Origin of the sequence: Enterobacter pseudoroggenkampii, from assembly GCF_026420145.1 — a bacterium.
In the GTDB taxonomy this organism is placed as follows: Bacteria; Pseudomonadota; Gammaproteobacteria; order Enterobacterales; family Enterobacteriaceae; genus Enterobacter; species Enterobacter pseudoroggenkampii.
On sequence record NZ_JAPMLV010000001.1, the window covers coordinates 377,174 to 398,634 of the forward strand.

At 55.5% G+C, this 21,461-nt stretch carries 20 protein-coding genes and 1 tRNA gene; 2 read left to right on the forward strand and 19 right to left on the reverse strand.

Translation table 11 applies throughout. From position 1 onward, the window contains the following. The 8 genes from mrdB to leuS all read right to left on the reverse strand — a co-directional run bounded on the left by mrdB (nucleotide 1) and on the right by leuS (nucleotide 8,959). Nucleotides 1-1,113 (reverse strand): peptidoglycan glycosyltransferase MrdB, encoded by a 1,113-nt coding sequence (mrdB, locus tag OTG14_RS01825; protein WP_008501037.1) that lies wholly within the window; start codon nucleotides 1,111-1,113, stop codon nucleotides 1-3. 2 nt (nucleotides 1,114-1,115) lie between these two features. Then, complete coding sequence (gene mrdA / locus OTG14_RS01830) at nucleotides 1,116-3,017, reverse strand: peptidoglycan DD-transpeptidase MrdA (RefSeq protein WP_032649564.1); 1,902 nt, start codon at nucleotides 3,015-3,017, stop codon at nucleotides 1,116-1,118. Nucleotides 3,018-3,045: 28 nt separating this feature from the next. Next, nucleotides 3,046-3,513 (reverse strand): 23S rRNA (pseudouridine(1915)-N(3))-methyltransferase RlmH, encoded by a 468-nt coding sequence (gene rlmH / locus OTG14_RS01835; RefSeq protein ID WP_267214505.1) that lies wholly within the window; start codon nucleotides 3,511-3,513, stop codon nucleotides 3,046-3,048. A 3-nt stretch (nucleotides 3,514-3,516) separates the two neighbouring features. Then, nucleotides 3,517-3,834, reverse strand: coding sequence for a ribosome silencing factor (rsfS, locus tag OTG14_RS01840; RefSeq protein WP_267214506.1), 318 nt, complete (start codon nucleotides 3,832-3,834; stop codon nucleotides 3,517-3,519). Between the two features lie 269 nt (nucleotides 3,835-4,103). Continuing rightward, the gene (gene nadD, locus OTG14_RS01845) at nucleotides 4,104-4,769 is read right to left on the reverse strand and encodes a nicotinate-nucleotide adenylyltransferase (protein ID WP_048989993.1); all 666 of its coding nucleotides are present in this window, start codon (nucleotides 4,767-4,769) and stop codon (nucleotides 4,104-4,106) included. Continuing rightward, nucleotides 4,762-5,793, reverse strand: coding sequence for a DNA polymerase III subunit delta (gene holA / locus OTG14_RS01850; RefSeq protein ID WP_267215185.1), 1,032 nt, complete (start codon nucleotides 5,791-5,793; stop codon nucleotides 4,762-4,764). The genes nadD and holA overlap by 8 nt, the downstream gene beginning before the upstream one ends. Continuing rightward, on the reverse strand, nucleotides 5,793-6,362 hold the full coding sequence (gene lptE / locus OTG14_RS01855) for an LPS assembly lipoprotein LptE (RefSeq protein WP_061715758.1): 570 nt from the start codon (nucleotides 6,360-6,362) through the stop codon (nucleotides 5,793-5,795). Before lptE ends, holA begins: the two co-directional genes overlap by 1 nt. 14 nt (nucleotides 6,363-6,376) lie before the next feature. Beyond that, nucleotides 6,377-8,959: a leucine--tRNA ligase gene (leuS, locus tag OTG14_RS01860; RefSeq protein ID WP_208763618.1), complete on the reverse strand. Its 2,583-nt coding sequence runs from the start codon at nucleotides 8,957-8,959 to the stop codon at nucleotides 6,377-6,379. Between the two features lie 214 nt (nucleotides 8,960-9,173). Here leuS and OTG14_RS01865 point away from each other — a divergent pair, with 214 nt between their 5' ends. Beyond that, a complete protein-coding gene (locus OTG14_RS01865) occupies nucleotides 9,174-9,656 on the forward strand; it encodes a zinc ribbon-containing protein (RefSeq protein ID WP_023617134.1) in 483 nt (160 codons plus the stop codon). A gap of 54 nt (nucleotides 9,657-9,710) precedes the next feature. On the opposite strand, the gene rihA is transcribed toward OTG14_RS01865, so the two are convergent. From rihA to miaB, 10 genes are all read right to left on the reverse strand, one after another. Then, nucleotides 9,711-10,652 carry a pyrimidine-specific ribonucleoside hydrolase RihA gene (gene rihA / locus OTG14_RS01870; RefSeq protein WP_267214507.1) on the reverse strand — a complete coding sequence of 314 codons (942 nt, stop codon included), beginning with the start codon at nucleotides 10,650-10,652 and terminating at the stop codon, nucleotides 9,711-9,713. A gap of 120 nt (nucleotides 10,653-10,772) precedes the next feature. Continuing rightward, nucleotides 10,773-11,498: an amino acid ABC transporter ATP-binding protein gene (locus tag OTG14_RS01875; protein ID WP_014883001.1), complete on the reverse strand. Its 726-nt coding sequence runs from the start codon at nucleotides 11,496-11,498 to the stop codon at nucleotides 10,773-10,775. Next, nucleotides 11,498-12,172 (reverse strand): glutamate/aspartate ABC transporter permease GltK, encoded by a 675-nt coding sequence (gene gltK, locus OTG14_RS01880; protein WP_032649550.1) that lies wholly within the window; start codon nucleotides 12,170-12,172, stop codon nucleotides 11,498-11,500. The genes OTG14_RS01875 and gltK overlap by 1 nt, the downstream gene beginning before the upstream one ends. After that, nucleotides 12,172-12,912, reverse strand: a complete 741-nt coding sequence (gltJ, locus tag OTG14_RS01885) for a glutamate/aspartate ABC transporter permease GltJ (protein ID WP_008501048.1) — start codon at nucleotides 12,910-12,912, stop codon at nucleotides 12,172-12,174. The genes gltK and gltJ overlap by 1 nt, the downstream gene beginning before the upstream one ends. A 155-nt stretch (nucleotides 12,913-13,067) precedes the next feature. Then, nucleotides 13,068-13,973: an amino acid ABC transporter substrate-binding protein gene (locus OTG14_RS01890; protein WP_008501049.1), complete on the reverse strand. Its 906-nt coding sequence runs from the start codon at nucleotides 13,971-13,973 to the stop codon at nucleotides 13,068-13,070. A gap of 353 nt (nucleotides 13,974-14,326) precedes the next feature. After that, complete coding sequence (gene lnt / locus OTG14_RS01895) at nucleotides 14,327-15,865, reverse strand: apolipoprotein N-acyltransferase (protein ID WP_267214508.1); 1,539 nt, start codon at nucleotides 15,863-15,865, stop codon at nucleotides 14,327-14,329. Nucleotides 15,866-15,870: 5 nt separating this feature from the next. Next, on the reverse strand, nucleotides 15,871-16,749 hold the full coding sequence (corC, locus tag OTG14_RS01900; protein ID WP_021242574.1) for a CNNM family magnesium/cobalt transport protein CorC: 879 nt from the start codon (nucleotides 16,747-16,749) through the stop codon (nucleotides 15,871-15,873). 89 nt (nucleotides 16,750-16,838) lie between these two features. Then, the gene (gene ybeY, locus OTG14_RS01905; protein WP_061715754.1) at nucleotides 16,839-17,306 is read right to left on the reverse strand and encodes an rRNA maturation RNase YbeY; all 468 of its coding nucleotides are present in this window, start codon (nucleotides 17,304-17,306) and stop codon (nucleotides 16,839-16,841) included. Next, nucleotides 17,303-18,349, reverse strand: coding sequence for a PhoH family protein (locus OTG14_RS01910; RefSeq protein ID WP_023310759.1), 1,047 nt, complete (start codon nucleotides 18,347-18,349; stop codon nucleotides 17,303-17,305). Before OTG14_RS01910 ends, ybeY begins: the two co-directional genes overlap by 4 nt. 163 nt (nucleotides 18,350-18,512) lie before the next feature. After that, nucleotides 18,513-19,937, reverse strand: a complete 1,425-nt coding sequence (gene miaB / locus OTG14_RS01915) for a tRNA (N6-isopentenyl adenosine(37)-C2)-methylthiotransferase MiaB (RefSeq protein ID WP_024907023.1) — start codon at nucleotides 19,935-19,937, stop codon at nucleotides 18,513-18,515. A gap of 135 nt (nucleotides 19,938-20,072) precedes the next feature. Between miaB and ubiF the strand changes: the two genes are divergently transcribed. Beyond that, entirely contained in the window at nucleotides 20,073-21,248 is a 1,176-nt protein-coding gene (gene ubiF / locus OTG14_RS01920) for a 3-demethoxyubiquinol 3-hydroxylase (protein ID WP_061715753.1), read from the forward strand. Between the two features lie 106 nt (nucleotides 21,249-21,354). On the opposite strand, the gene OTG14_RS01925 is transcribed toward ubiF, so the two are convergent. After that, nucleotides 21,355-21,429: transfer RNA gene (locus tag OTG14_RS01925), tRNA-Gln, on the reverse strand. Nucleotides 21,430-21,461 lie beyond the last annotated feature (32 nt).

The window sequence follows — 21,461 nt, forward strand, 5'->3', positions numbered from 1 at the left end:
TTATACGCTTTTTGACAACATTTTTCTGTGGGTATGGATCGACATCACGATACCAAACCCGGCCATCAACACGATCAGTGCCGAGCCTCCGTAACTCACCAGCGGCAGCGGTACGCCTACCACCGGCAGAATACCACTCACCATACCAATATTTACGAAGACATAAACGAATAAAATCAGCATCAACCCGCCAGCCATGACGCGACCAAACGTGGTTTGTGCACGCGCTGCAATCCACAATCCCCGCATGATCAGCAGGACATACAGCGCAAGAAGTATCAGAATGCCAACCAGCCCCAGCTCTTCCGCCAGTACGGCAAAGATAAAATCGGTGTGGCGTTCCGGTAAAAATTCCAGCTGCGACTGCGTACCGTGCAGCCAGCCTTTACCGCGCAGCCCCCCGGAGCCAATTGCAATCTTCGACTGAATAATATGATAGCCCGCGCCCAGCGGATCGGTTTCCGGATCGAGTAGCATCATGACGCGCTGGCGCTGGTAGTCATGCATCAGGAAGAACCAGAGGATAGGGATGAACGCCGCAATCAGCACCACTGCGATACCAATCAGGCGCCAGCTCAGTCCCGACAGGAACAGGACAAACAGGCCGGAGAGGGCAATAAGGATTGAGGTCCCCAGGTCAGGCTGTGCCGCAACCAGCAGCGTTGGCAGGAAAATCAGCACCAGCGCGATAGCGGTATTCTTCAGAGACGGCGGACAGACATCGCGGTTGATAAAGCGTGCCACCATCAGTGGCACGGCGATTTTGGCAATCTCCGAGGGCTGGAAGCGGACAATCCCCAAATCCAGCCAGCGCTGCGCCCCTTTTGATATGGCGCCAAACGCATCTACCGCAACCAGCAAAATAATACAGAAGATGTAGAGGTAGGGCGCCCAGCCTTCGTAGACGCGCGGCGGGATCTGCGCCATTACCACCATAATGATCAGACCCATGGCGATCTGGCCGATTTTGCGCTCCATCATGCCGATGTCCTGGCCGCTCGCGCTCCAGATAACCAGGGCGCTGTAAACCAGCAGGGCCAGCAGGATCAGCAGCATGGCTGGGTCGATGTGGATTTTGTCCCACAGCGATTTTTTATTTGGATTATCCGTCATGATTATTGGTCCTCCGCCGCAGCGGCGGCCGGGTTTTCAGCCGGCAGTTCGGTGTTGTTATCACCCAGCATAATGTGGTCAAGGATCTGGCGCATGATGGTCCCTACAGCTGGACCGGCACCGCCGTTCTCCAGAATCATCGCCACCGCGACCTGCGGGTTATCATAAGGGGCAAACGCCGTCATCAGCTTATGGTCACGCAGACGTTCAGCAATGCGGTGCGCGTTATAGGTTTCGTTGGCTTTCAGACCGAACACCTGCGCAGTACCGGATTTCGCGGCCACTTTGTACGGCGTACCGGTGAAGTACTTATGCGCGGTACCGTTCGGGCGGTTTGCCACGCCGTACATACCGTCTTTCGCAATTTCCCAGAAGCCGGAATGAATGTCACCCACCGGGGCCTCATGCGGCTGGTTCCACGGCACTTTTTTGCCGTCTTCAACCGTGCTCTGTAGCAGATGAGGCACTTTTACCACGCCGTCATTGATGAGGATCATCATGGCCTTGTTCATCTGAAGCGGTGTTGCCGTCCAGTAGCCCTGGCCGATACCCACCGGAATGGTGTCACCCTGATACCACGGTTTTTTAAAGCGCTTCAGCTTCCATTCACGCGTTGGCATGTTGCCAGAACGTTCTTCGGAGAGGTCAACGCCGGTGTAATGCCCGTAACCGAATTTGCTCATCCACTCTGACAGGCGGTCGATCCCCATGTCATACGCCACCTGATAGAAGAAGGTATCCGCAGATTCTTCCAGTGATTTGGTGACGTTCAGATGACCGTGGCCCCATTTTTTCCAGTCACGATAGCGTTTATCTGAACCAGGCAGTTGCCACCAGCCCGGGTCAAACAGACTGGTATTACGGTTAATGACGCCGGCACTCAGCGCAGAAACCGCTACGTACGGCTTAACCGTTGATGCCGGCGGATAAACCCCTTGCGTCGCGCGGTTCACCAGCGGCGTGTTCGGGTCATTCAGCAGACCGGAATAGTCCTTACTGGAAATGCCGTCAACGAACAGGTTCGGGTCATAGCTAGGCATGGACACCATTGCCAGGATGCCGCCGGTACGAGGATCGGTGACCACAACGGCTGCACGGCTGCCCGCCAGCAGGGTTTCGATATACTGCTGCAGCTTAAGGTCGAGGGTCAGATAGACGTCATGCCCCGCCTGAGGAGGGACTTCTTTCAGCTGGCGAATCACGCGGCCGCGGTTGTTAACCTCAACTTCTTCATAGCCGGTTTGCCCGTGCAAAACGTCTTCGTAGTAACGTTCGATCCCCAGCTTACCGATATCGTGTGTTGCAGCGTAGTTTGCCAGCTTGCCGTCTTTATCAAGGCGGTCGACGTCTTTGTCGTTAATCTTGGAGACGTAGCCAATCACATGCGTCAGCGCGGAGCCGTAGGGGTAGTAGCGACGCTTGTAACCCTTCACTTCCACGCCGGGGAAGCGGTACTGGTTTACCGCAAAGCGGGCTACCTGGACTTCCGTCAGGTTGGTTTTAACCGGGATGGAGGTGAAACGGTGAGAGCGGGAGCGCTCTTTTTTGAAGGCCGCGATATCGTCATCGTTAAGGTCGACAACGCTTTTCAGCGCTTCCAGCGTATCCTGAACATTATCAACTTTTTCCGGCATCATCTCGATTTGATAGATGGTGCGGTTTAACGCCAGCGGCGTGCCGTTACGATCGTAAATAATGCCGCGGCTGGGAGCGATAGGCACCAGCTTGATACGGTTTTCGTTTGAGCGCGTCTGGTAGTCGGTAAAGCGGACAATTTGCAGATTATAAAGGTTGGCGATCAGCACGCCGGTAAGCAGCAAAATCCCGGTAAAGGCGACCAGCGCCCGGCGCACAAACAGCGCGGACTCAGCCGTATAGTCGCGAAAAGAATTCTGTAGTTTCATCCGCTGCTTAATCTACCCTGGTCAGTCATTACTCGCGGTGATAGGGGTGGTTGGTAGTAATGCTCCACGCGCGATACAGGCTTTCTGCCACCAGTACCCGAACGAGCGGGTGGGGAAGCGTCAGCGCGGAGAGGGACCAACTTTGTTCAGCCGCCGCTTTGCAGGCGGGGGATAACCCTTCTGGACCGCCAATCAACAGACTGACGTCACGGCCATCCTGCTTCCAGCGCTCCAGTTCGTGCGCCAGCTGCGGCGTATCCCAGGGTTTTCCTGGAATATCGAGGGTGACGATGCGGTTTTTGCCTGCGACAGCCAGCATCAGTTCGCCCTCTTTATCGAGAATACGTTTGATATCCGCGTTCTTGCCGCGCTTACCGGCGGGAATTTCCACCAGTTCGAACGGCATGTCTTTTGGAAAACGACGCAGATATTCAGTAAAACCGGTTTGTACCCAGTCCGGCATTTTGGTGCCGACGGCGACCAGCTGCAACTTCACGCATTAACCCCAGAGTTTTTCCAGCTCATACAGGCGACGGCTCTCGTCCTGCATGACGTGGACAATCACATCGCCGAGGTCGACAACCACCCAGTCAGCCGTTGCTTCACCTTCAACACCCAGTGGCAACAGTCCTGCTGCACGCGATTCCTGAACCACATGATCGGCAATCGAAACAACATGACGCGTAGATGTACCGGTGCAGATGATCATGCAGTCGGTAATACTGGATTTACCATTAACGTCGATAGCGATGATGTCCTGACCTTTCAGGTCATCAATTTTGTCAATAACAAAATCCTGGAGTGCTTTACCCTGCAAGTTTTCCCCCTGGGGTGAATGAGATTGTAAAACGTTGAATTCGTAGCCAGACAGTATACCTGAACTCACGCCTGTGTCGGGACAAATGTCTCCGACCGGGCTTTTGAAGGCGGGTATCATCCCACCCTCTGCCTGAGATTGCATCGCCATTTTTGTAAAACAATTTCTGTAAAGCAATGATCGGCGGGAAAGTCTGGCAGCGGAGAATAACAGTATGGCTTAACCTGTCAAGGCAGGATAAACAATAAGCCGCTTTTTATGCCCTCCGGCTATTCATCTGCGCTTTTCTGATACAACCCGTGCGTATGGATATACGCCAGCACCGGGGCTGGCAGTAGATCGTCACAGGCTAAACCCTGCTGTAAACGCTCACGTATGAGGGTTGCAGAGATATCGAACCACGGCGTTTCCGCCAGATAGATCTTCCCGGCAGGCCGATTGTGAAGATCTTCAACATTATCGGTGAGATGATCTTCCAGCCACTGCTGGTACTGCGCTTCACGCATGGTCAGAGGATAGCCAGGGCGGCGGCAGACGAGCAGATGGCTGTTCTCCAGGATGGTTTCATACTGATGCCATGTGGGTAAATTCAGCAGGGAATCCTGGCCGATGATAAACGCCAGCGGCTGGTCTGGACCCTGTTCTGTGCGCCACTCCTGAAGCGTCTGTGACGTCCAGGAGGGCGTGTCGCGACGCAGCTCACGCTCATCAAGTTGGAAGAGCGGTTTATCTTCGATGGCAAGGGCGAGCATCGCTTTTCGCTGCTCGCTGGTCGCCTCCGGCTGTGGGCGATGGGGCGGAACATTATTGGGCATGATGGTGACGCGCTGAAGGCCGATCAAATTCGCCAGAATTTCAACCGGCTTCAGGTGCCCGTAATGTACCGGGTCGAAGGTGCCGCCATACAGGGCCTGTAAAGAATGCATACTATCCATCAATAAAAACGTCTGCCAGCGCCTTGTGGCAGAGCAGCAGAGAAAGGCTTTCCAGCTCCGCCCAGACCGACTGGCCGTAATCTTGTTTTAACGTGAGCTCAGCGCGCATCAGAAGCTGTACAGCCTGACGAAGCTGTTCATGACTCAGGCGGTTGACGGCCTCGGTGGTCAAAGCCCGGCGATTTTGCCACACGCGGTGTTTATCAAACAGCGAACGCAGCGGCGTATGGGCAGACTGGCGCTTGAGCGTAATCAGCAGCAGTAATTCGCGCTGCAGCGTACGCAGCAGAATAACGGGTTCGCTCCCTTCAAGACGCAGTTGTTGCAGAATATGCAGGGCGCGTTTGCTTTTTGCCGACAGTAGCGCGTCCACCCAGTGGAACGGCGTGAAGTGCGCCGCGTCGTTAACAGCCTGCTCGACGCGCGGCAAGGTCAGCTTGCCATCCGGCCAGAGCAGGGAGAGTCTGTCCAGCGCCTGCGCCAGGGCCAGCAGGTTACCTTCATAGCAGTAGCAGAGCAGCTGATTTGCCGCGTCATCCAGCTGAAGGTTGTGCTGTTTCGCTCTCGCGGCGACCCATTTAGGCAGATGTGCCTGCTCAGGCGTCTGACAGGTGACCAGCACCGCGTGGGTCGCGATCTGGGTAAACCACGCCGCGTTTTCCTGGGCTTTGGTCAGCTTGTTGCCACGCACAATAAGGAGCAGATCGCTGTGTAAGAGGCTGACCAGCGTAGCGAGCTGCTCGTTCATCATCGCGTTAGGGCCGTTCTCCGGCAGCAGGATCTGAATTGTCTGGCGCGAGGCGAAAAGGCTCATCGCCTGACAAAGCGAGAAGAGGGCGTTCCAGTCGGTGTTGTTGTCCAATTGGACGGTGTGGTGTTCATCGAAGCCCTGCGCGGCGGCGGCATGCCGCACGGCATCCTGGCTTTCCTGAAGTAATAACGGATCGTTTCCAAGAAGCAGATACGCCGCGCGCAGCCCTTCATTGAGCTGCGCGCGGAGTTGTTCAGGATACAGCCTGATCATCATTTACCCAGAGAGTTAGCAGCAGGAAGCGTGCCAGCAACCGGTTTTTCAACGATGTCAGATCCTTGTTTAGTTGACGCTGCAATACTTGGCAGTTTACGGATCAGCTGTTCCGCTGCCTTGTCGTACATTTCGTTGATGATAATCTGCTGTTCGGCATCTTTTGCCAGCGCTGTCTGCGGGTTATCGAAGAACGAACGGTATACTTTCGTGCTGATCGGGTAGATGTCTTTACCGGGGATCAGGACTGCCGCGTCGACCGTCAACACCATCTGATATTCAGCTGTACGGCCATCCTGGAAGATAGAGGCTGTATCTCTCGACAGGCCGCCACCTATAACACGCAGAGACGGTACATCCTGGCGCAGGGTTTGTTTTTCGACAATCTCTACGCCGTTGAGACGCAGCTGATTACGAATGGCCCGGCTGAGTGGGCCATTCGGATCTGGTGAGTCGAACATCATCGTTTTCATCTCAGCGGGCACCGCCGTGGTATTGCGCAGGTGCCAGCCACAGCCAGCGGTGACAAGCACCGCCAGTGATAAGAGTATTGTTGCCAGTTGTCGCACGTTTCCTCCCGCGCTTAGCCAACGACCAGATTGAGCAGTTTACCCGGTACGTAGATCACTTTACGTACGGTAACGCCCTCAAGATATTTTGCGACCAGAGGTTCCTGGCCCGCGCGCTCGCGAACCTGTTCTTCGGTTGCATCGACCGCCACGGTAATTTTACCGCGGACTTTGCCGTTCACCTGGACCACGACCAGCGTCGTGTTTTCCACCATCGCTGATTCGTCAGCCTGCGGCCACGGCGCGTTGTCGATATCGCCTTCGCCTTTCAGCTCCTGCCACAGGGTAAAGCTAACGTGCGGCGTGAACGGGTTCAGCATGCGAACAACGGCCAGCAGCGCTTCACGCATTAAAGCACGATCCTGCTCGCCGTCCTGTGAAGCCTTCGCCAGCTTGTTCATCAGTTCCATAATAGCCGCAATTGCGGTATTGAAGGTCTGACGACGACCAATATCATCGGTCACTTTTGCAATCGTTTTATGAACATCGCGACGCAGCGCCTGCTGATCTTCAGTCAGTGCGGCGGCATTCAGCGCCGGGGCATCGCCCAGTGCAGTGTGTTCGTAAACCAGTTTCCAGACGCGTTTCAGGAAGCGGTTTGCACCTTCCACGCCAGACTCCTGCCACTCCAGCGTCATGTCCGCCGGAGAAGCAAACATCATGAACAGACGCACGGTATCTGCACCGTAACGCTCAACCATCACCTGCGGGTCGATACCGTTGTTTTTCGACTTAGACATCTTGCTCATGCCGGTGTAGACCAGCTCATGACCTTCGGCGTCTTTGGCCTTCACGATACGGCCCTTCTCGTCGCGTTCAACGATCGCGTCAACCGGAGAAACCCAGTTACGCTCGCCGTTGGCACCGACGTAATAGAAGGCATCCGCCAGCACCATGCCCTGGCACAGCAGCTGTTTTGCAGGTTCGTCAGAGTTCACCATGCCCGCATCGCGCATCAGCTTGTGGAAGAAGCGGAAGTAGAGCAGGTGCATGATGGCGTGTTCGATACCACCGATGTAGATGTCTACCGGAAGCCAGTAGTTTGCCGCTTTGGAATCCAGCATACCGTCCTGATACTGCGGGCATGTGTAGCGCGCATAGTACCAGGATGACTCCATAAAGGTGTCAAAGGTATCGGTTTCACGCAGCGCAGGCTGACCGTTGACGGTGGTTTTTGCCCACTCAGGATCGGCTTTGATCGGGCTGGTGATGCCGTCCATGACGACGTCTTCCGGCAGGATCACCGGCAGCTGATCTTCTGGCGTTGGCATCACGGTGCCATCTTCCAGCGTCACCATTGGAATTGGCGCACCCCAGTAACGCTGACGGGAAACACCCCAGTCGCGCAGACGGAAGTTAACTTTACGCTCGCCCACGCCAAGGGAGGCCAGCTTGTCGGCGATGGCGTTAAAGCCCTCTTCGAAGCTCAGACCGCTGAATTCACCGGAGTTGAATAGGGTGCCTTTTTCAGTCAGCGCGTTTTCGGACAGGTCTGGTTCAGAACCATCGGCGGCCAGAATAACGGCTTTAATCGGCAGGTTGTATTTGGTGGCAAACTCGTAGTCGCGCTGATCGTGGCCCGGAACAGCCATTACCGCACCTGTACCGTACTCCATCAGCACGAAGTTCGCTGCCCAGACCGGGATCGCTTCGCCAGTCAGCGGATGCTTAGCATAGAAGCCTGTCGCAACGCCTTTTTTCTCCATCGTCGCCATGTCGGCTTCGGCCACTTTGGTGTTGCGGCACTCATCGATGAAGGTAGCCAGTTCCGGATTGTTTTCTGCCGCTTTCTGCGCCAGCGGGTGACCTGCAGCCACGGCCAGGTAGGTCGCGCCCATGAAGGTGTCCGGACGGGTGGTGTAGACAGTCAGAGTCTGGTCGTAGTTCTCAACGTTGAAGGTAATCTCCACGCCTTCAGAACGGCCGATCCAGTTGCGCTGCATGGTCTTAACGGTATCTGGCCAGTGGTCGAGGTTATCCAGATCGTTCAGCAGCTCATCAGCGTAAGCGGTGATTTTGATAAACCACTGTGGGATCTCTTTACGCTCAACTTTGGTGTCACAGCGCCAGCAGCAGCCATCAATAACCTGTTCGTTCGCGAGAACGGTCTGGTCATTCGGACACCAGTTAACGGCAGAGGTCTTCTTATACACCAGGCCTTTTTTGTACAGCTCGGTGAAGAACTTCTGCTCCCAGCGGTAGTATTCCGGGGTACAGGTTGCCAGCTCGCGGCTCCAGTCATAGCCAAAGCCCAGCATTTTGAGCTGGTTTTTCATGTACGCAATGTTGTCGTATGTCCACGGGGCCGGTGCGGTGTTGTTTTTGACCGCCGCGCCTTCCGCAGGCAGACCGAACGCATCCCAGCCGATAGGCTGCAGAACGTTTTTGCCCAGCATGCGCTGGTAACGTGCGATCACATCGCCAATGGTGTAGTTACGCACATGGCCCATGTGTAGTCGACCAGAAGGATAGGGAAGCATCGACAGGCAGTAATACTTCTCTTTGCTCTCGTCTTCGGTTACTTCAAAGGTGCGCTTCTCGTCCCAGTGTTGCTGGACTTTTGATTCTATCTCTTCCGGGCGGTATTGCTCTTGCATGGCAGCCAGTGGTCCTGTTTTCAATACAGCTACAAATGTAGCCAATGGATGTGGTCATTCAGATCCGCATAGCATAGCCCAAACGCCCGCGTCAAAACAGCCTTTCGCACAAATGCGCTTTGCAGGAATTTACCGGGTCTGTGCTTCACCTGACAAAGCGGCGATGAAATAAGGTCTATTATTAGAAATAGTTACTTACCCGGGAGGCAAAATGATGAACAAGGTTGCTCAATTTTACCGCGAACTGGTGGCGACACTGACGGAACGACTGCGTAACGGCGAGCGCGATATCGATGCGCTGGTGGAGCAGGCGCGTGCCCGCGTGTCGCAAACGGGTGAGTTAACGCGAACCGAAGTGGAAGAGGTGACGCGCGCCGTGCGTCGCGATCTGGAAGAGTTCGCGCGCAGCTACCAGGAGAGCCAGGAGGAGGTCACGGACAGCGTTTTCATGCGGGTGATTAAAGAGAGCCTGTGGCAGGAGCTGGCCGATATTACGGATAAAACGCAGCTGGAGTGGCGTGAGGTCTTTCAGGATTTGAACCACCATGGTGTGTACCACAGCGGTGAGGTGGTCGGGCTGGGAAATCTGGTGTGCGAGAATTGCCACCACCATATTGCGGTGTATACGCCGGAGGTTCTGTCGCTGTGCCCGAAATGCGGCCACGATCAGTTTCAGCGTCGGCCGTTTGAGCCCTAGGTAAAAGCGCAGGTTTGCTCCCTCTCCCCATGGGAGAGGGTCGGGGTGAGGGCATCAGGCCGCACTATAGTAAGCCAGTCTCTCCGCCAGCAAATCCACAAACGCCTCCCTGTCGATGTCCACCATCACGGTAGTATTCGGCGTATTCCCCGTCAGCGAGTAATAATCCACCACCGTCATTCCCTGGGTGTATTTTCCCTGCGTTTCCACGCCAACCCAGCGGTCAACCGTGGTGAATATCTCAGGCTTTAACAGCCAGGCAATCGTGCACGGGTCGTGCAGGGGCGCGCCGTGGAAGCCCCACTTCTCGGCTTTGTGATACTCCATAAAGAAGTCGAGCAGCTCGGCCACGGTTGTCGCGACCGGATTACCAACGGAACGGAAGCGCTCAATATCGTCCGCCATAATCTGCGCGCGATGGGTAACGTCCAGTCCCGCCATTACAATCGGTAAGCCGGACTGGAAGACAATCTCAGCGGCTTCCGGGTCGACAAAGATGTTGAACTCCGCCGCAGGCGTCCAGTTACCCAGCCCTATGGCCCCGCCCATGATGACGATACGGGCTATTTTGCTGTGCAGTTCAGGGTGGCTGTTCAGCAGCAGCGCGACGTTGGTTTGCGGCCCGGTAGCCACCAGCGTCACGGGTTCCATGCTCTCGTGCAGCACCTTCGCCATCAGCTCCACGGCGGTGCAGTTTTGCGGCGCGAAGCCCGGCTCCGGCAGCGCCGGACCGTCCAGCCCGCTTTCACCATGCACGTTATCCGCGATAATTAATTCACGCATCAGGGGCTTGAGGGCTCCACCAGCGACGGGAATATCGGTGCGCTTGAGCAACGTCAGCATACGCAAAACGTTACGCAGGGTTTTATCCGGCGTCTGGTTTCCGGCAGAAGAGGTGACGGCTTTGAGGTCGAGTTCAGGGGAGGCAAGTGCAAGGACGAGCGCGATCGCGTCATCATGACCCGGATCGCAATCGAGAATAATAGGCTGTGCCATAGCGTTCTCCATACGTAGCGTTATTTTGTGACAAGGTTAACGCTGCGATGTGATGCCGACGAGAGGAAGTGAGTGAAAGCGTGAAGCAGTGCGCAATCCGCAGATTGCGCACCGGGAAGATTAGTGCAGGATTTTGGCGAGGAAGTCTTTGGCGCGCTCGGATTTCGGGTTAGCGAAGAACTCTTCTTTCGGTGAGTCTTCGACAATTTTCCCTTCGTCCATAAAGATCACGCGGTTGGCCACCTTACGGGCGAAGCCCATTTCGTGGGTCACCACCATCATGGTCATCCCTTCGTGCGCCAGTTCGACCATCACGTCCAGCACTTCGTTGATCATCTCCGGATCGAGCGCCGACGTGGGCTCATCAAACAGCATCGCCACCGGATCCATGCACAGCGCGCGGGCGATCGCCACACGCTGCTGTTGGCCGCCAGAAAGCTGCGCCGGGAACTTATCGGCATGCGCAGAAAGCCCAACGCGTTCCAGGAGCTTCAGACCTTTCTCGCGCGACGCTTTTTTATCACGCTTAAGCACTTTAACCTGCGCCAGCGTCAGGTTCTCAATAATAGAGAGGTGAGGGAACAGCTCAAAATGCTGGAATACCATGCCAACGTGAGAGCGAAGCTGGGCGAGGTTGGTTTTCTTGTCGTTGACTTTAGTACCGTTGACGACGATCTCACCCTGCTGCACTGGCTCCAGTCCGTTGACGGTTTTGATCAGCGTCGATTTACCGGAACCTGACGGCCCGCACACTACCACCACGTCGCCTTTTTTCACTTCGGTGGAGCAGTCGGTCAGCACCTGAAAGTGCCCATACCATTTAGAAACATTTTTCAGGGAAATCATTATACCGTCCTTTTCTTCAGCCAGCTGACCAACAGCGACGCGCTTAAACTAATCACAAAATAGACCGCACCCGCGAAGAGCACCATCTCAACCTGCGTACCATCACGCTCACCGATGGTTGACGCGGTACGGAAGAAGTCTGCCAGGCTCAGAACGTAGACCAGCGAGGTATCCTGGAACAGCACGATACCCTGGGTCAGCAGGAGCGGAACCATGGCGCGAAACGCCTGCGGCAGAATAATGAGCTGCATGGACTGCCAGTGCGTCATCCCCAGCGCCAGCGCGGCGCTGGACTGTCCGCGGGAGATACTCTGAATGCCCGCTCGGATAATCTCTGAATAGTAAGCGGCCTCAAACATCGAGAACGCTACCATCGCCGAGATCAGACGGATATCGGTTTTCGGCGACAGCCCCAGCACGTTCTGCAGGAAGCCGGGCACGATCAGGTAAAACCACAGCAGCACCATTACCAGCGGGATGGAGCGGAACACGTTAACGTAGGCGGTCGCGAACCAGGCGAGCGGCTTAAAGCTCGACAGACGCATAACGGCCAGCAGGGTGCCCCAGACGATACCGACGATGATGGCAATGACGGTGATTTTTAAGGTAATCATCAGGCCATCAAGCAGGTAAGGCATGGATGGAACGATAGAACTCCAGTCAAATTCGTACATTATTTGCCCCCCATGTTGCCCGGCAGGCGAATTTTGCGTTCAACCAGGTTCATCACCAGCATGATGAAAGCGTTTATCAGAACATAGGCGAGCGTGATCGCGGTGAAGGATTCCCACGCGTGAGCGGAGTAATCCAGCAGCTTGCCCGCCTGCGCAGCCATATCGACCAGGCCGATGGTCGAGGCGATGGCCGAGTTTTTCACCAGGTTCATCATCTCGGAGGTCATCGGCGGAACGATGACGCGGTAGGCGTTAGGCAGCAGCACGTAGCGGTAGGTTTGTGGCAGGGTTAATCCCATCGCCAGACCCGCATTTTTTTGTCCACGGGGCAATGACTGAATGGCGGCACGCACCTGCTCGCAAACGCGCGCAGCGGTAAACAGCCCCAGACACATCATGGAGGAGACAAAGAACTGTACGTTCGGATCCAGTTCCGACTTGAACCACATGCCAATATTTTCCGGAAGCAGTTCCGGGATAACCAGATACCAGGTAAAGAATTGCACGATCAGCGGAACGTTACGGAACAGTTCCACATACAGGGTGCCGAGTGTTGAAAGAAAACGGTTAGGGACGGTGCGCAGAATACCGAACAAAGAACCGACAAGAAACGCGATGATCCACGCCGTTATCGATAATGCCACGGTGACCTGAAAGCCGCTCCACAGCCAGCCAAGATAGGTGGTGTTGCCGAACGGGGCTTGTTGCAGAAATATGCCCCAGTTCCAGTCGATTGACATAATAAACTCCAGAAAAAAAAGGGTAGCAGCGCTACCCTCGAAGATTGGTGAGAAGCTCATTTTTCGCGCTGAGTGGGGAACGACCACTCAACGTATAGTCTGTCCATGCTTCCCGACAATCGAGAGGGCAGGAGATCCCGCCCCTGTTGTTCTAATTAGTTAAGAGCCTTGTCATTTGGAGATTTGAACAGCGCTTTCATGTCGTCAGACAGTTCAAAATTCATGTTCAGGTTTTTAGGTGGAATCGGGTTCTTGAACCACTTGTCGAACCATTTTTCCGCTTCGCCGGAGGTCTGCACCTGAGCGATGGTGTCATCGATCAGCTTTTTGAACTGCGGATCGTCTTTACGCAGCATACAGCCGTAGGCTTCTTTCGACTGCGCGGTGCCGACGATATCCCAGTTGTCTGGTTTTTTCGCTTTCGCACGTTCACCCGCCAGCAGGGCGTCATCCATCATAAACGCGACGGCACGACCGCTTTCCAGGGTACGGAAGGAGTCGCCATGGTCTTTCGCGCTGATGATGCGCATATCCATTTTTTTCTCGTCGTTCAGCTTGTGCAGCAGCACTTCTGACGTGGTACCGGAGGTGACAACAACCGCTTTGCCTTTCAGGTCAGCGAAGTCTTTAATCTCACCGCCTTTCTTCGTCAGCAGGCGGGTGCCTACAACAAAGATGGTGTCAGAGAAGGCAGCCTGTTTTTGACGCTCGAGGTTGTTGGTGGTGGAGCCACACTCGAAGTCAAAGGTGCCGTTTTGCAACAGTGGAATACGGTTTTGTGAAGTGATAGGGATCAGCTTCACCTGCAGGTCAGGTTTGTTCAGCTTTTTCTTCACGGCTTCAACGATAGCGTTGGAGTAATCCTGTGAATAGCCCACGACTTTTTGCGTGTTGTCGTAGTAAGAGAACGGGACAGATGATTCACGGTGGCCGACCACGATGACGCCGTTTTTGGCAATCTTGTCGAGAGTGCTGCCTGCTGCAGGCGCATCTTCAGCGTGAACCACGCCAGCAGACATTCCCATAACCAGCATTGCTGTGGCCAGTTTACGTAATTGCATACCCAACTCCTTTTTTATCAGCGCCAGAGACGCATTGATACCCATTGTGATGTTGTTATATCTCGCGCAATGCGAGTGCAGTGTTATGCAAGCTTGTTAACATTTAGTCTGGCTTAATGTAAAGATTTTGCTGCGTTATTGTTTATTTTTGCGAAGCGCGCCGCACCATTCAGAGGCAAATATCTCCCGTTGCACCGTTTCGGTGCTACCGATGATCTACGCTGGTGCGACAAAGTTGCACGTTAAGCCAAACTGCGTTTACCTGAATAAACAAAGCAATAGGCGTGCCAGAATGGGAGTTTGGGAGGATTTGCCGGGTAAGCGTCAGCGCCACCCGGCAACAGAAGGGAAGGTTATTTACGACGCTGACGCAGGCTCATCAGCACCGCGCCAAAGCCGAACAGCACGGTCAGTATCCACAGCGACCAGTTGCCGGTACGGGCGTATGGCGTCAGTCCCGTGGTCGGCGTGACGTTAGCGGTCAGTACCTCACGGGTAAACTGCGGGATCATCGCCTGAATTTCACCCTGAGGACCAATCACGGCGGTGATGCCGTTGTTGGTGCTGCGCAGCAGCGGACGCGCCAGCTCCAGGGAGCGCATACGAGCCATCTGGAAGTGCTGCCACGGGCCGATTGACTTACCAAACCAGGCATCGTTGGAGATAGTCAGCAGATAGTCCGTATCCGGGCGGAAGTTATCGCGCACCTGCTCGCCGAGAATGATTTCGTAGCAGATGGCCGGCGTCAGGGCAGCGCCGTGCGCGTGCAGCTGAGGCTGAACGTACGGTCCGCGGCTGAAGGAGGACATCGGCAAATCAAAGAACGGGGCCAGCGGGCGCAGAATCGATTCCAGCGGCACAAATTCACCAAATGGCACCAGGTGGTTCTTGTTGTACCGGTCAGTGGAGTGGTAGCTGTATTCGCTGTCTTTGCCGAGCGTAATGATGGTGTTGTAGGTGTCGTAGCGGTTCTGCTGATTCAGACGCGCATCGACAATCCCGGTGATAAGCGTGCTGCCGCGGGCCAGCAGCAGGTCGTTCATCATGTTGAGGAACGGCTGCTGGTTAATTTCCAGATCGGGGATCGCAGATTCCGGCCAGATAATCAGCTGTGATTTACCCATCACCTCTTCAGTGGCGTTGGCGTAGATCTTCAGCGTATTCAGCAGCTCTTTTTCGTCCCACTTCATGGACTGCGGGATATTCCCCTGCACCATGGAAACCCGCATGGCGCGATCGGGCTCAGGCGTGAACCACTGGATATAGCACAGCGGGAAGGGCAGGGCGAACAGCACCAGCGCCACAGCCAGCGGTTTCCAGCCGCGCGTGACCAGCGCTAATACCAGCAGGCCGCTCACGACCATCAGCAGGAAGTTGATAGCTTCAACACCCATTACCGGTGCCAGGCCTTTCAGCGGGCCGTCAATCTGGCTGTAGCCGAACTGCAGCCACGGGAAGCCGGTCAACACCCAGCCGCGCAGGAACTCGGTTACCTGCCAGACCACCGGCGCGGCAATGGCGACGCGCAGCCAGTTGGTTTTGGGCCACAGGCGAGAAAGGATGCCGGCGAACAGACCGGTATAGAGCGAGAGATAGGCGGCGAGCAGTACCACCAGGAAGACGTTTACCGGGCCAGGCATACCGCCAAACTGGGCGATGCTGACATAAACCCAGTTGATGCCTGAGCCAAACAGCCCCAGCCCCCAGAAGTAGCCGATAGCGGCAGCCTGTACCGGACGACGGTTCAGGGTCAGACCCTGAAGCCCCATCAGGGAGAGAATGGCCGCGGGCCAGATATCGTAAGGAGAAAAAGCCAGCGTACCGCTGGCTCCGAGTAACAGCGCCAGCAGCAAACGGACGCGCTGGCGTTCAAGCAATGGGGCAAATGCCATTTACATTAATCTTCCAGTTTTGGCACCGGTGAGTCGTCCGGCGTTCTGACGTGAACCTGTATAATACGTCGGCTGTCGGCCATGGCTACTTTGAACTGGTAACCGTCGATGTCAACGGTCTCTCCACGCGCCGGGAGGTGGCCAAAGGCCTGCATCACCAGCCCGCCAATGGTATCGACCTCTTCATCGCTGAAGTGGGTTCCGAAGGCGTCGTTGAAGTCTTCGATGGAGGCCAGCGCGCGCACGGTCCAGGTGTGGCGGCTAAGCTGACGGAAGTCGATATCTTCTTCTTCGTCGTACTCGTCTTCGATTTCGCCCACGATCAGCTCAAGGATATCCTCGATCGTGACCAGACCGGAAACGCCACCAAATTCATCAATAACAATCGCCATGTGGTAACGCTGAGAGCGAAACTCTTTCAGCATCCGATCCACACGTTTACTTTCCGGCACAACCACGGCCTGGCGTAACACTTTTTCCATGCTGAAGGCTTCGGCATCGCTGCGCATAAACGGCAGCAGGTCTTTCGCCATCAAAATCCCTTCGATGTGATCTTTGTCTTCGCTGATGACCGGGAAACGCGAGTGGGCGGATTCGATGATCACATCGAGGCACTCGTCCAGCGTCTGGTTACGTTTCAGGGTGATCATCTGCGAGCGGGGGATCATGATATCGCGAACGCGCTGGTCGGCGATGTCCATTACCCCTTCGAGCATTTCGCGCGTATCTTCGTCGATAAGGTCGTTCTGCCCGGAATCACGAATCAGCTCCAGCAGTTCATCACGGTTTTTCGGTTCGCCGTGGAAAAGCTGGTTCAGAATGAGGGAGAAAAATCCCTTTTTACTGGTTGTCGTGTCGCTACTGTGTGAATTGTCGTCGCTCATGGCGTTTGTTAAGGGTTCTCTTGTTAGTTCAACGTTTACCGCCACGCGATGTCCTTTCGTGGCGGCAGGGGAGTCCGTCAGGTGACGGACTATTCTTTCTCGGCAATGTACGGATCCTCATAGCCCAGAGCAAGCATTATCTCTGTCTCGAGGGACTCCATCTCTTCCGCTTCGTCGTCTTCAATATGATCGTAGCCGAGCAGATGCAGGCTGCCGTGTACCACCATATGCGCCCAGTGGGCCTCAAGCGGCTTTTGCTGCTCTTTGGCTTCCTGCTCAACCACCTGACGGCAGATGATCAGATCGCCCAGCAGCGGCATCTCGATGCCCGGCGGCGCTTCGAACGGGAAAGAGAGCACGTTGGTCGGCTTATCTTTCCCGCGATAGGTCAGGTTAAGCTCATGGCTTTCCGCTTCATCCACCAGGCGAATCGTAACTTCTGATTCTTCCTGAAACTGAGGAATAACGGCATCCAGCCATTTCTGAAACTGTGCCTCATCTGGCATGCCGGAATTGTTTTCACAGGCCAGCTGTAAATCGAGGATCACCTGACTCATTTCTGTTCTTGCTCCTGCGCTTCGCGCTTACGTTCTGCGGCCAGTTCGGCCTTACGCTTCTGATCCGCCTCTTCCCAGGCTTCATAGGCATTAACGATACGCGCGACCACCGGGTGGCGTACCACGTCTTCACTGTGGAAGAAGTTAAAGCTGATTTCGTCGACCTCGGCCAGCACCTCAATGGCGTGGCGCAGGCCGGATTTGGTGCTGCGCGGCAGGTCAATCTGAGTGACGTCGCCGGTAATCACCGCTTTCGAGTTAAAGCCAATACGCGTCAGGAACATCTTCATCTGTTCAATGGTGGTGTTCTGGCTCTCATCGAGAATGATGAACGCATCATTCAGCGTACGGCCGCGCATGTAGGCGAGCGGGGCAACTTCGATAACGTTACGTTCAATGAGCTTCTCGACCTTCTCAAAGCCCAGCATTTCGAACAGCGCATCGTATAAAGGACGCAGATACGGGTCGACCTTCTGGCTCAGATCGCCCGGCAGGAAGCCCAGTTTTTCACCGGCTTCAACGGCAGGGCGGGTCAGCAGGATACGGCGGATTTCCTGACGTTCCAGCGCATCGACCGCCGCGGCAACGGCGAGATAGGTTTTACCCGTCCCCGCTGGACCCACCCCGAAGGTGATGTCGTGGTCGAGGATATTGGCGATGTACTGCGCCTGGTTTGGCGTACGCGGCTTAATGACGCCACGTTTGGTCTTGATGTTAATGGCCTTGCCGTAGTCCGGTACGCTCTCCGCGCTCTGCTCAAGCACGCGCGCCTCTTTAATCGCGAGGTGGATCTGTTCCGGTTCGATATCCTGCGTTTCGCCGCGCATTGGGGCGGTATCAACATACAGGCTACGCAGAATGTCCGCAGCGGCGTTGACGCAGATAGGGCGTCCGGTAAGTTTGAAATGATTATCGCGACGATTGATTTCGATACCCAGACGTCGCTCCAGTTGTTTGATATTGTCATCAAACGGCCCGCACAGGCTCAGCAGGCGAGCGTTGTCTGCTGGCTCAAGGCTAATTTCACGCGTATCTATGTTCAAACTGTTCCTCTTTAATTGGTTAACCGATCCGTTGCGACAGGACGTAATAAAACGGTCATTACCGAAATTATTCACGCCACAGAATAAAGGCGCAAGCGTTGCGGAAGATATTGGGGACGATGAGAGGAAATACAAGGCCTGCCGGAAGGGCAGGCCATGAGGATTAAGGCTGGTAAATCCCAACGCCAGAATCGTTTTCTTTACGGGTACGCGAGATCACGGATTCCGGTGACTCGGCAATGCGCAGGCCCATTTCGTCCTCGGTGCGGACTACCTTCGCGCGCAGCGAGTTGGTCAGCACTTCAACAATCTCGACGTCTACGAATTTACCGATCATATCCGGGGTGCCTTCAAAGTTCACCACGCGGTTGTTCTCGGTACGACCGGACAGTTCCATAATGCTCTTGCGTGAGGTGCCTTCCACCAGAATGCGCTGAACGGTGCCGAGCATGCGGCGGCTCCAGGCGTTGGCCTGCTGAAGGATACGCTCCTGCAGAATATACAGACGCTGTTTCTTCTCTTCTTCCGGAACATCGTCAACCATATCGGCCGCAGGTGTTCCAGGACGCGCAGAGAAGATGAAGCTGTAGCTGACGTCAAAATTCACTTCACCGATGAGCTTCATGGTGCGCTCGAAGTCATCAGCGGTTTCGCCAGGGAAGCCGACGATAAAGTCGGAGCTAATCTGGATATCCGGACGCGCTTCACGCAGCTTGCGGATGGTGGACTTGTACTCCAGCACCGTATGCGGGCGGCCCATCAGGTTCAGCACGCGGTCAGAGCCGCACTGAATTGGCAGGTGCAGGAAGCTCACCAGCTCTGGCGTATCGCGATAGACGTCAATAATGTCGTCGGTAAATTCCATCGGATGGCTGGTGGTAAAGCGAATGCGGTCGATACCGTCAATCGCGGCCACCAGACGCAGCAGTTCGGCAAAGCTGCCGGTGGTGCCGTCGTAGTTTTCCCCGCGCCAGGCGTTAACGTTCTGGCCCAGCAGGTTCACTTCGCGAACGCCCTGCGCGGCAAGCTGTGCGATTTCAAACAGAATGTCATCTGCCGGGCGGCTGACCTCTTCACCACGGGTGTACGGTACCACGCAGTAAGTACAGTATTTGTTGCAGCCTTCCATGATGGAGACGAAGGCGGTTGGGCCATCGGCGCGCGGCTCAGGCAGACGGTCAAACTTTTCGATTTCCGGGAAACTGACGTCAACGACCGGGCTGCGGTTGCCGCGAACCTGATTGATCATCTCGGGCAGGCGGTGCAGAGTCTGAGGACCAAAGACAATATCCACATACGGGGCTCTCTGGCGGATCAGCTTGCCTTCCTGCGACGCAACGCAGCCACCCACGCCGATGATCAGGTCCGGATTTTTTCGCTTGAGAAGCTTCCAGCGGCCTAACACGTGAAAGACTTTTTCCTGCGCTTTTTCACGAATCGAACAGGTGTTCAGCAGCAGCACGTCCGCTTCTTTCACATTTTCTGTCAGCTGGTATCCGTGGGTTGAATCCAGCAGATCGGCCATCTTGGATGAATCGTATTCGTTCATCTGACAGCCCCAGGTTTTTATATGGAGTTTTTTAGTCATCGACTTGCTCAGCTCAGGATTGCAAGCCGCGTATTGTAATGCTTTGGTGGGGTTGTGACCAGTATGAAGGTTATGTGTCTCAGGACCGCAAAAATCCGGTAAACTTAAGGGATTCTCCAATAAGGAAAATTGACCATGACACTCCTACACACCGAAGTTGCCGTTGTCGGCGGCGGTATGGTCGGCGGCGCGCTGGCGCTGGGGCTGGCGCAGCAGGGATTTGAGGTAACGGTAATTGAACAGGCTGCACCGCCGGCCTTCGATCCCGCCAGCAAACCGGATGTGCGCATTTCCGCGATCAGCGCGGCTTCCGTCGATCTGCTGCGCGGGCTGGGCGTCTGGGAGGCGGTGCTGGCAATGCGCGCCCATCCTTACAGCCGTCTTGAAACCTGGGAGTGGGAAAATGCCCACGTTGCGTTTGATGCCGCTGAGCTGAAGCTGCCGCGCCTGGGTTATATGGTGGAAAACAACGTGCTCCAGCTGGCGCTCTGGCAGGCGCTGGAGACGCATCCGAAGGTGACGCTGCGTTTTCCGGCCTCGATTAAGGCACTGCATCCTCACGAGAGCGGCTATCTACTGACGCTCGACAGCGGCGATGAACTGGCCGTGAAGCTGGTCGTTGGGGCGGACGGCGCTAACTCGCAGGTCAGACAGATGGCGGGTATCGGGGTTCATGCCTGGCAGTATGAGCAGTCCTGCATGCTGATTACCGTCGAGTGCGAGAATGCGCCGGGAGAGAGCACCTGGCAGCACTTTACGCCGAACGGCCCGCACGCCTTTTTACCGCTGTTTGATAACTGGGCGTCGCTGGTGTGGTACGACAAACCGGCGCGTATTCGCCAGCTGCAGGGGCTTTCAATGGAACAATTGCAGCGGGAAATCCGCCTGCACTTCCCGAGCCGCTTGGGCAACGTTACGCCCGTCGCCGCCGGGGCGTTCCCGCTCACGCGCCGTCACGCTTTGCAGTATGCCCGTGAAGGGCTGGCGCTGGTGGGCGATGCGGCACACACCATTCATCCGCTGGCCGGGCAGGGCGTGAACCTGGGGTATCGAGATGTCGATGCGTTACTGGATGTGCTGGGCAGCGCCCGCGGACACGCGGAAAACTGGGCCAGCCATCAGGTGCTAAAGCGTTACCAGACGCGGCGCATGGCGGACAATTTCATCATGCAGTCGGGGATGGATCTGTTCTATGCCGGGTTCAGCAATGACTTAGCCCCGGTGCGCATTCTGCGTAATATTGGCCTGATGGCAGCGGAACGCGCCGGTGGTCTTAAGCGTCAGGCCCTGAAGTACGCCCTCGGACTCTAAACTTTTTTCCCTCTCCCCGTGGGAGAGGGCCAGGGTGAGGGCATCAGGCCGCACAATTCTGTACAAAAACAAAAAAGCCCGCAGAGCGGGCTTTTTTGTTACTAAGTGGCTGGGGTGCAGGGATTCGAACCCCGGAATGCTGGTATCAGAAACCAGAGCCTTACCGCTTGGCGACACCCCAATTGCGTTAAACAAACTGCTTAACGACTTTTT

What these genes read in the sequence shown, in the direction of transcription:
- ubiF (WP_061715753.1), top strand. Translation starts at nt 20,073, where the DNA reads ATGACACTCCTACACACCGAAGTTGCCGTTGTCGGCGGCGGTATGGTC.
- mrdB (WP_008501037.1), bottom strand. Translation starts at nt 1,113, where the DNA reads ATGACGGATAATCCAAATAAAAAATCGCTGTGGGACAAAATCCACATC.
- mrdA (WP_032649564.1), bottom strand. Translation starts at nt 3,017, where the DNA reads ATGAAACTACAGAATTCTTTTCGCGACTATACGGCTGAGTCCGCGCTG.
- rihA (WP_267214507.1), bottom strand. Translation starts at nt 10,652, where the DNA reads ATGGCACAGCCTATTATTCTCGATTGCGATCCGGGTCATGATGACGCG.
- corC (WP_021242574.1), bottom strand. Translation starts at nt 16,749, where the DNA reads ATGAGCGACGACAATTCACACAGTAGCGACACGACAACCAGTAAAAAG.
- gltJ (WP_008501048.1), bottom strand. Translation starts at nt 12,912, where the DNA reads ATGTCAATCGACTGGAACTGGGGCATATTTCTGCAACAAGCCCCGTTC.
- ybeY (WP_061715754.1), bottom strand. Translation starts at nt 17,306, where the DNA reads ATGAGTCAGGTGATCCTCGATTTACAGCTGGCCTGTGAAAACAATTCC.
- nadD (WP_048989993.1), bottom strand. Translation starts at nt 4,769, where the DNA reads ATGGATAGTATGCATTCTTTACAGGCCCTGTATGGCGGCACCTTCGAC.
- OTG14_RS01865 (WP_023617134.1), top strand. Translation starts at nt 9,174, where the DNA reads ATGAACAAGGTTGCTCAATTTTACCGCGAACTGGTGGCGACACTGACG.
- gltK (WP_032649550.1), bottom strand. Translation starts at nt 12,172, where the DNA reads ATGTACGAATTTGACTGGAGTTCTATCGTTCCATCCATGCCTTACCTG.
- miaB (WP_024907023.1), bottom strand. Translation starts at nt 19,937, where the DNA reads ATGACTAAAAAACTCCATATAAAAACCTGGGGCTGTCAGATGAACGAA.
- OTG14_RS01890 (WP_008501049.1), bottom strand. Translation starts at nt 13,973, where the DNA reads ATGCAATTACGTAAACTGGCCACAGCAATGCTGGTTATGGGAATGTCT.
- holA (WP_267215185.1), bottom strand. Translation starts at nt 5,793, where the DNA reads ATGATCAGGCTGTATCCTGAACAACTCCGCGCGCAGCTCAATGAAGGG.
- OTG14_RS01875 (WP_014883001.1), bottom strand. Translation starts at nt 11,498, where the DNA reads ATGATTTCCCTGAAAAATGTTTCTAAATGGTATGGGCACTTTCAGGTG.
- leuS (WP_208763618.1), bottom strand. Translation starts at nt 8,959, where the DNA reads ATGCAAGAGCAATACCGCCCGGAAGAGATAGAATCAAAAGTCCAGCAA.
- lnt (WP_267214508.1), bottom strand. Translation starts at nt 15,865, where the DNA reads ATGGCATTTGCCCCATTGCTTGAACGCCAGCGCGTCCGTTTGCTGCTG.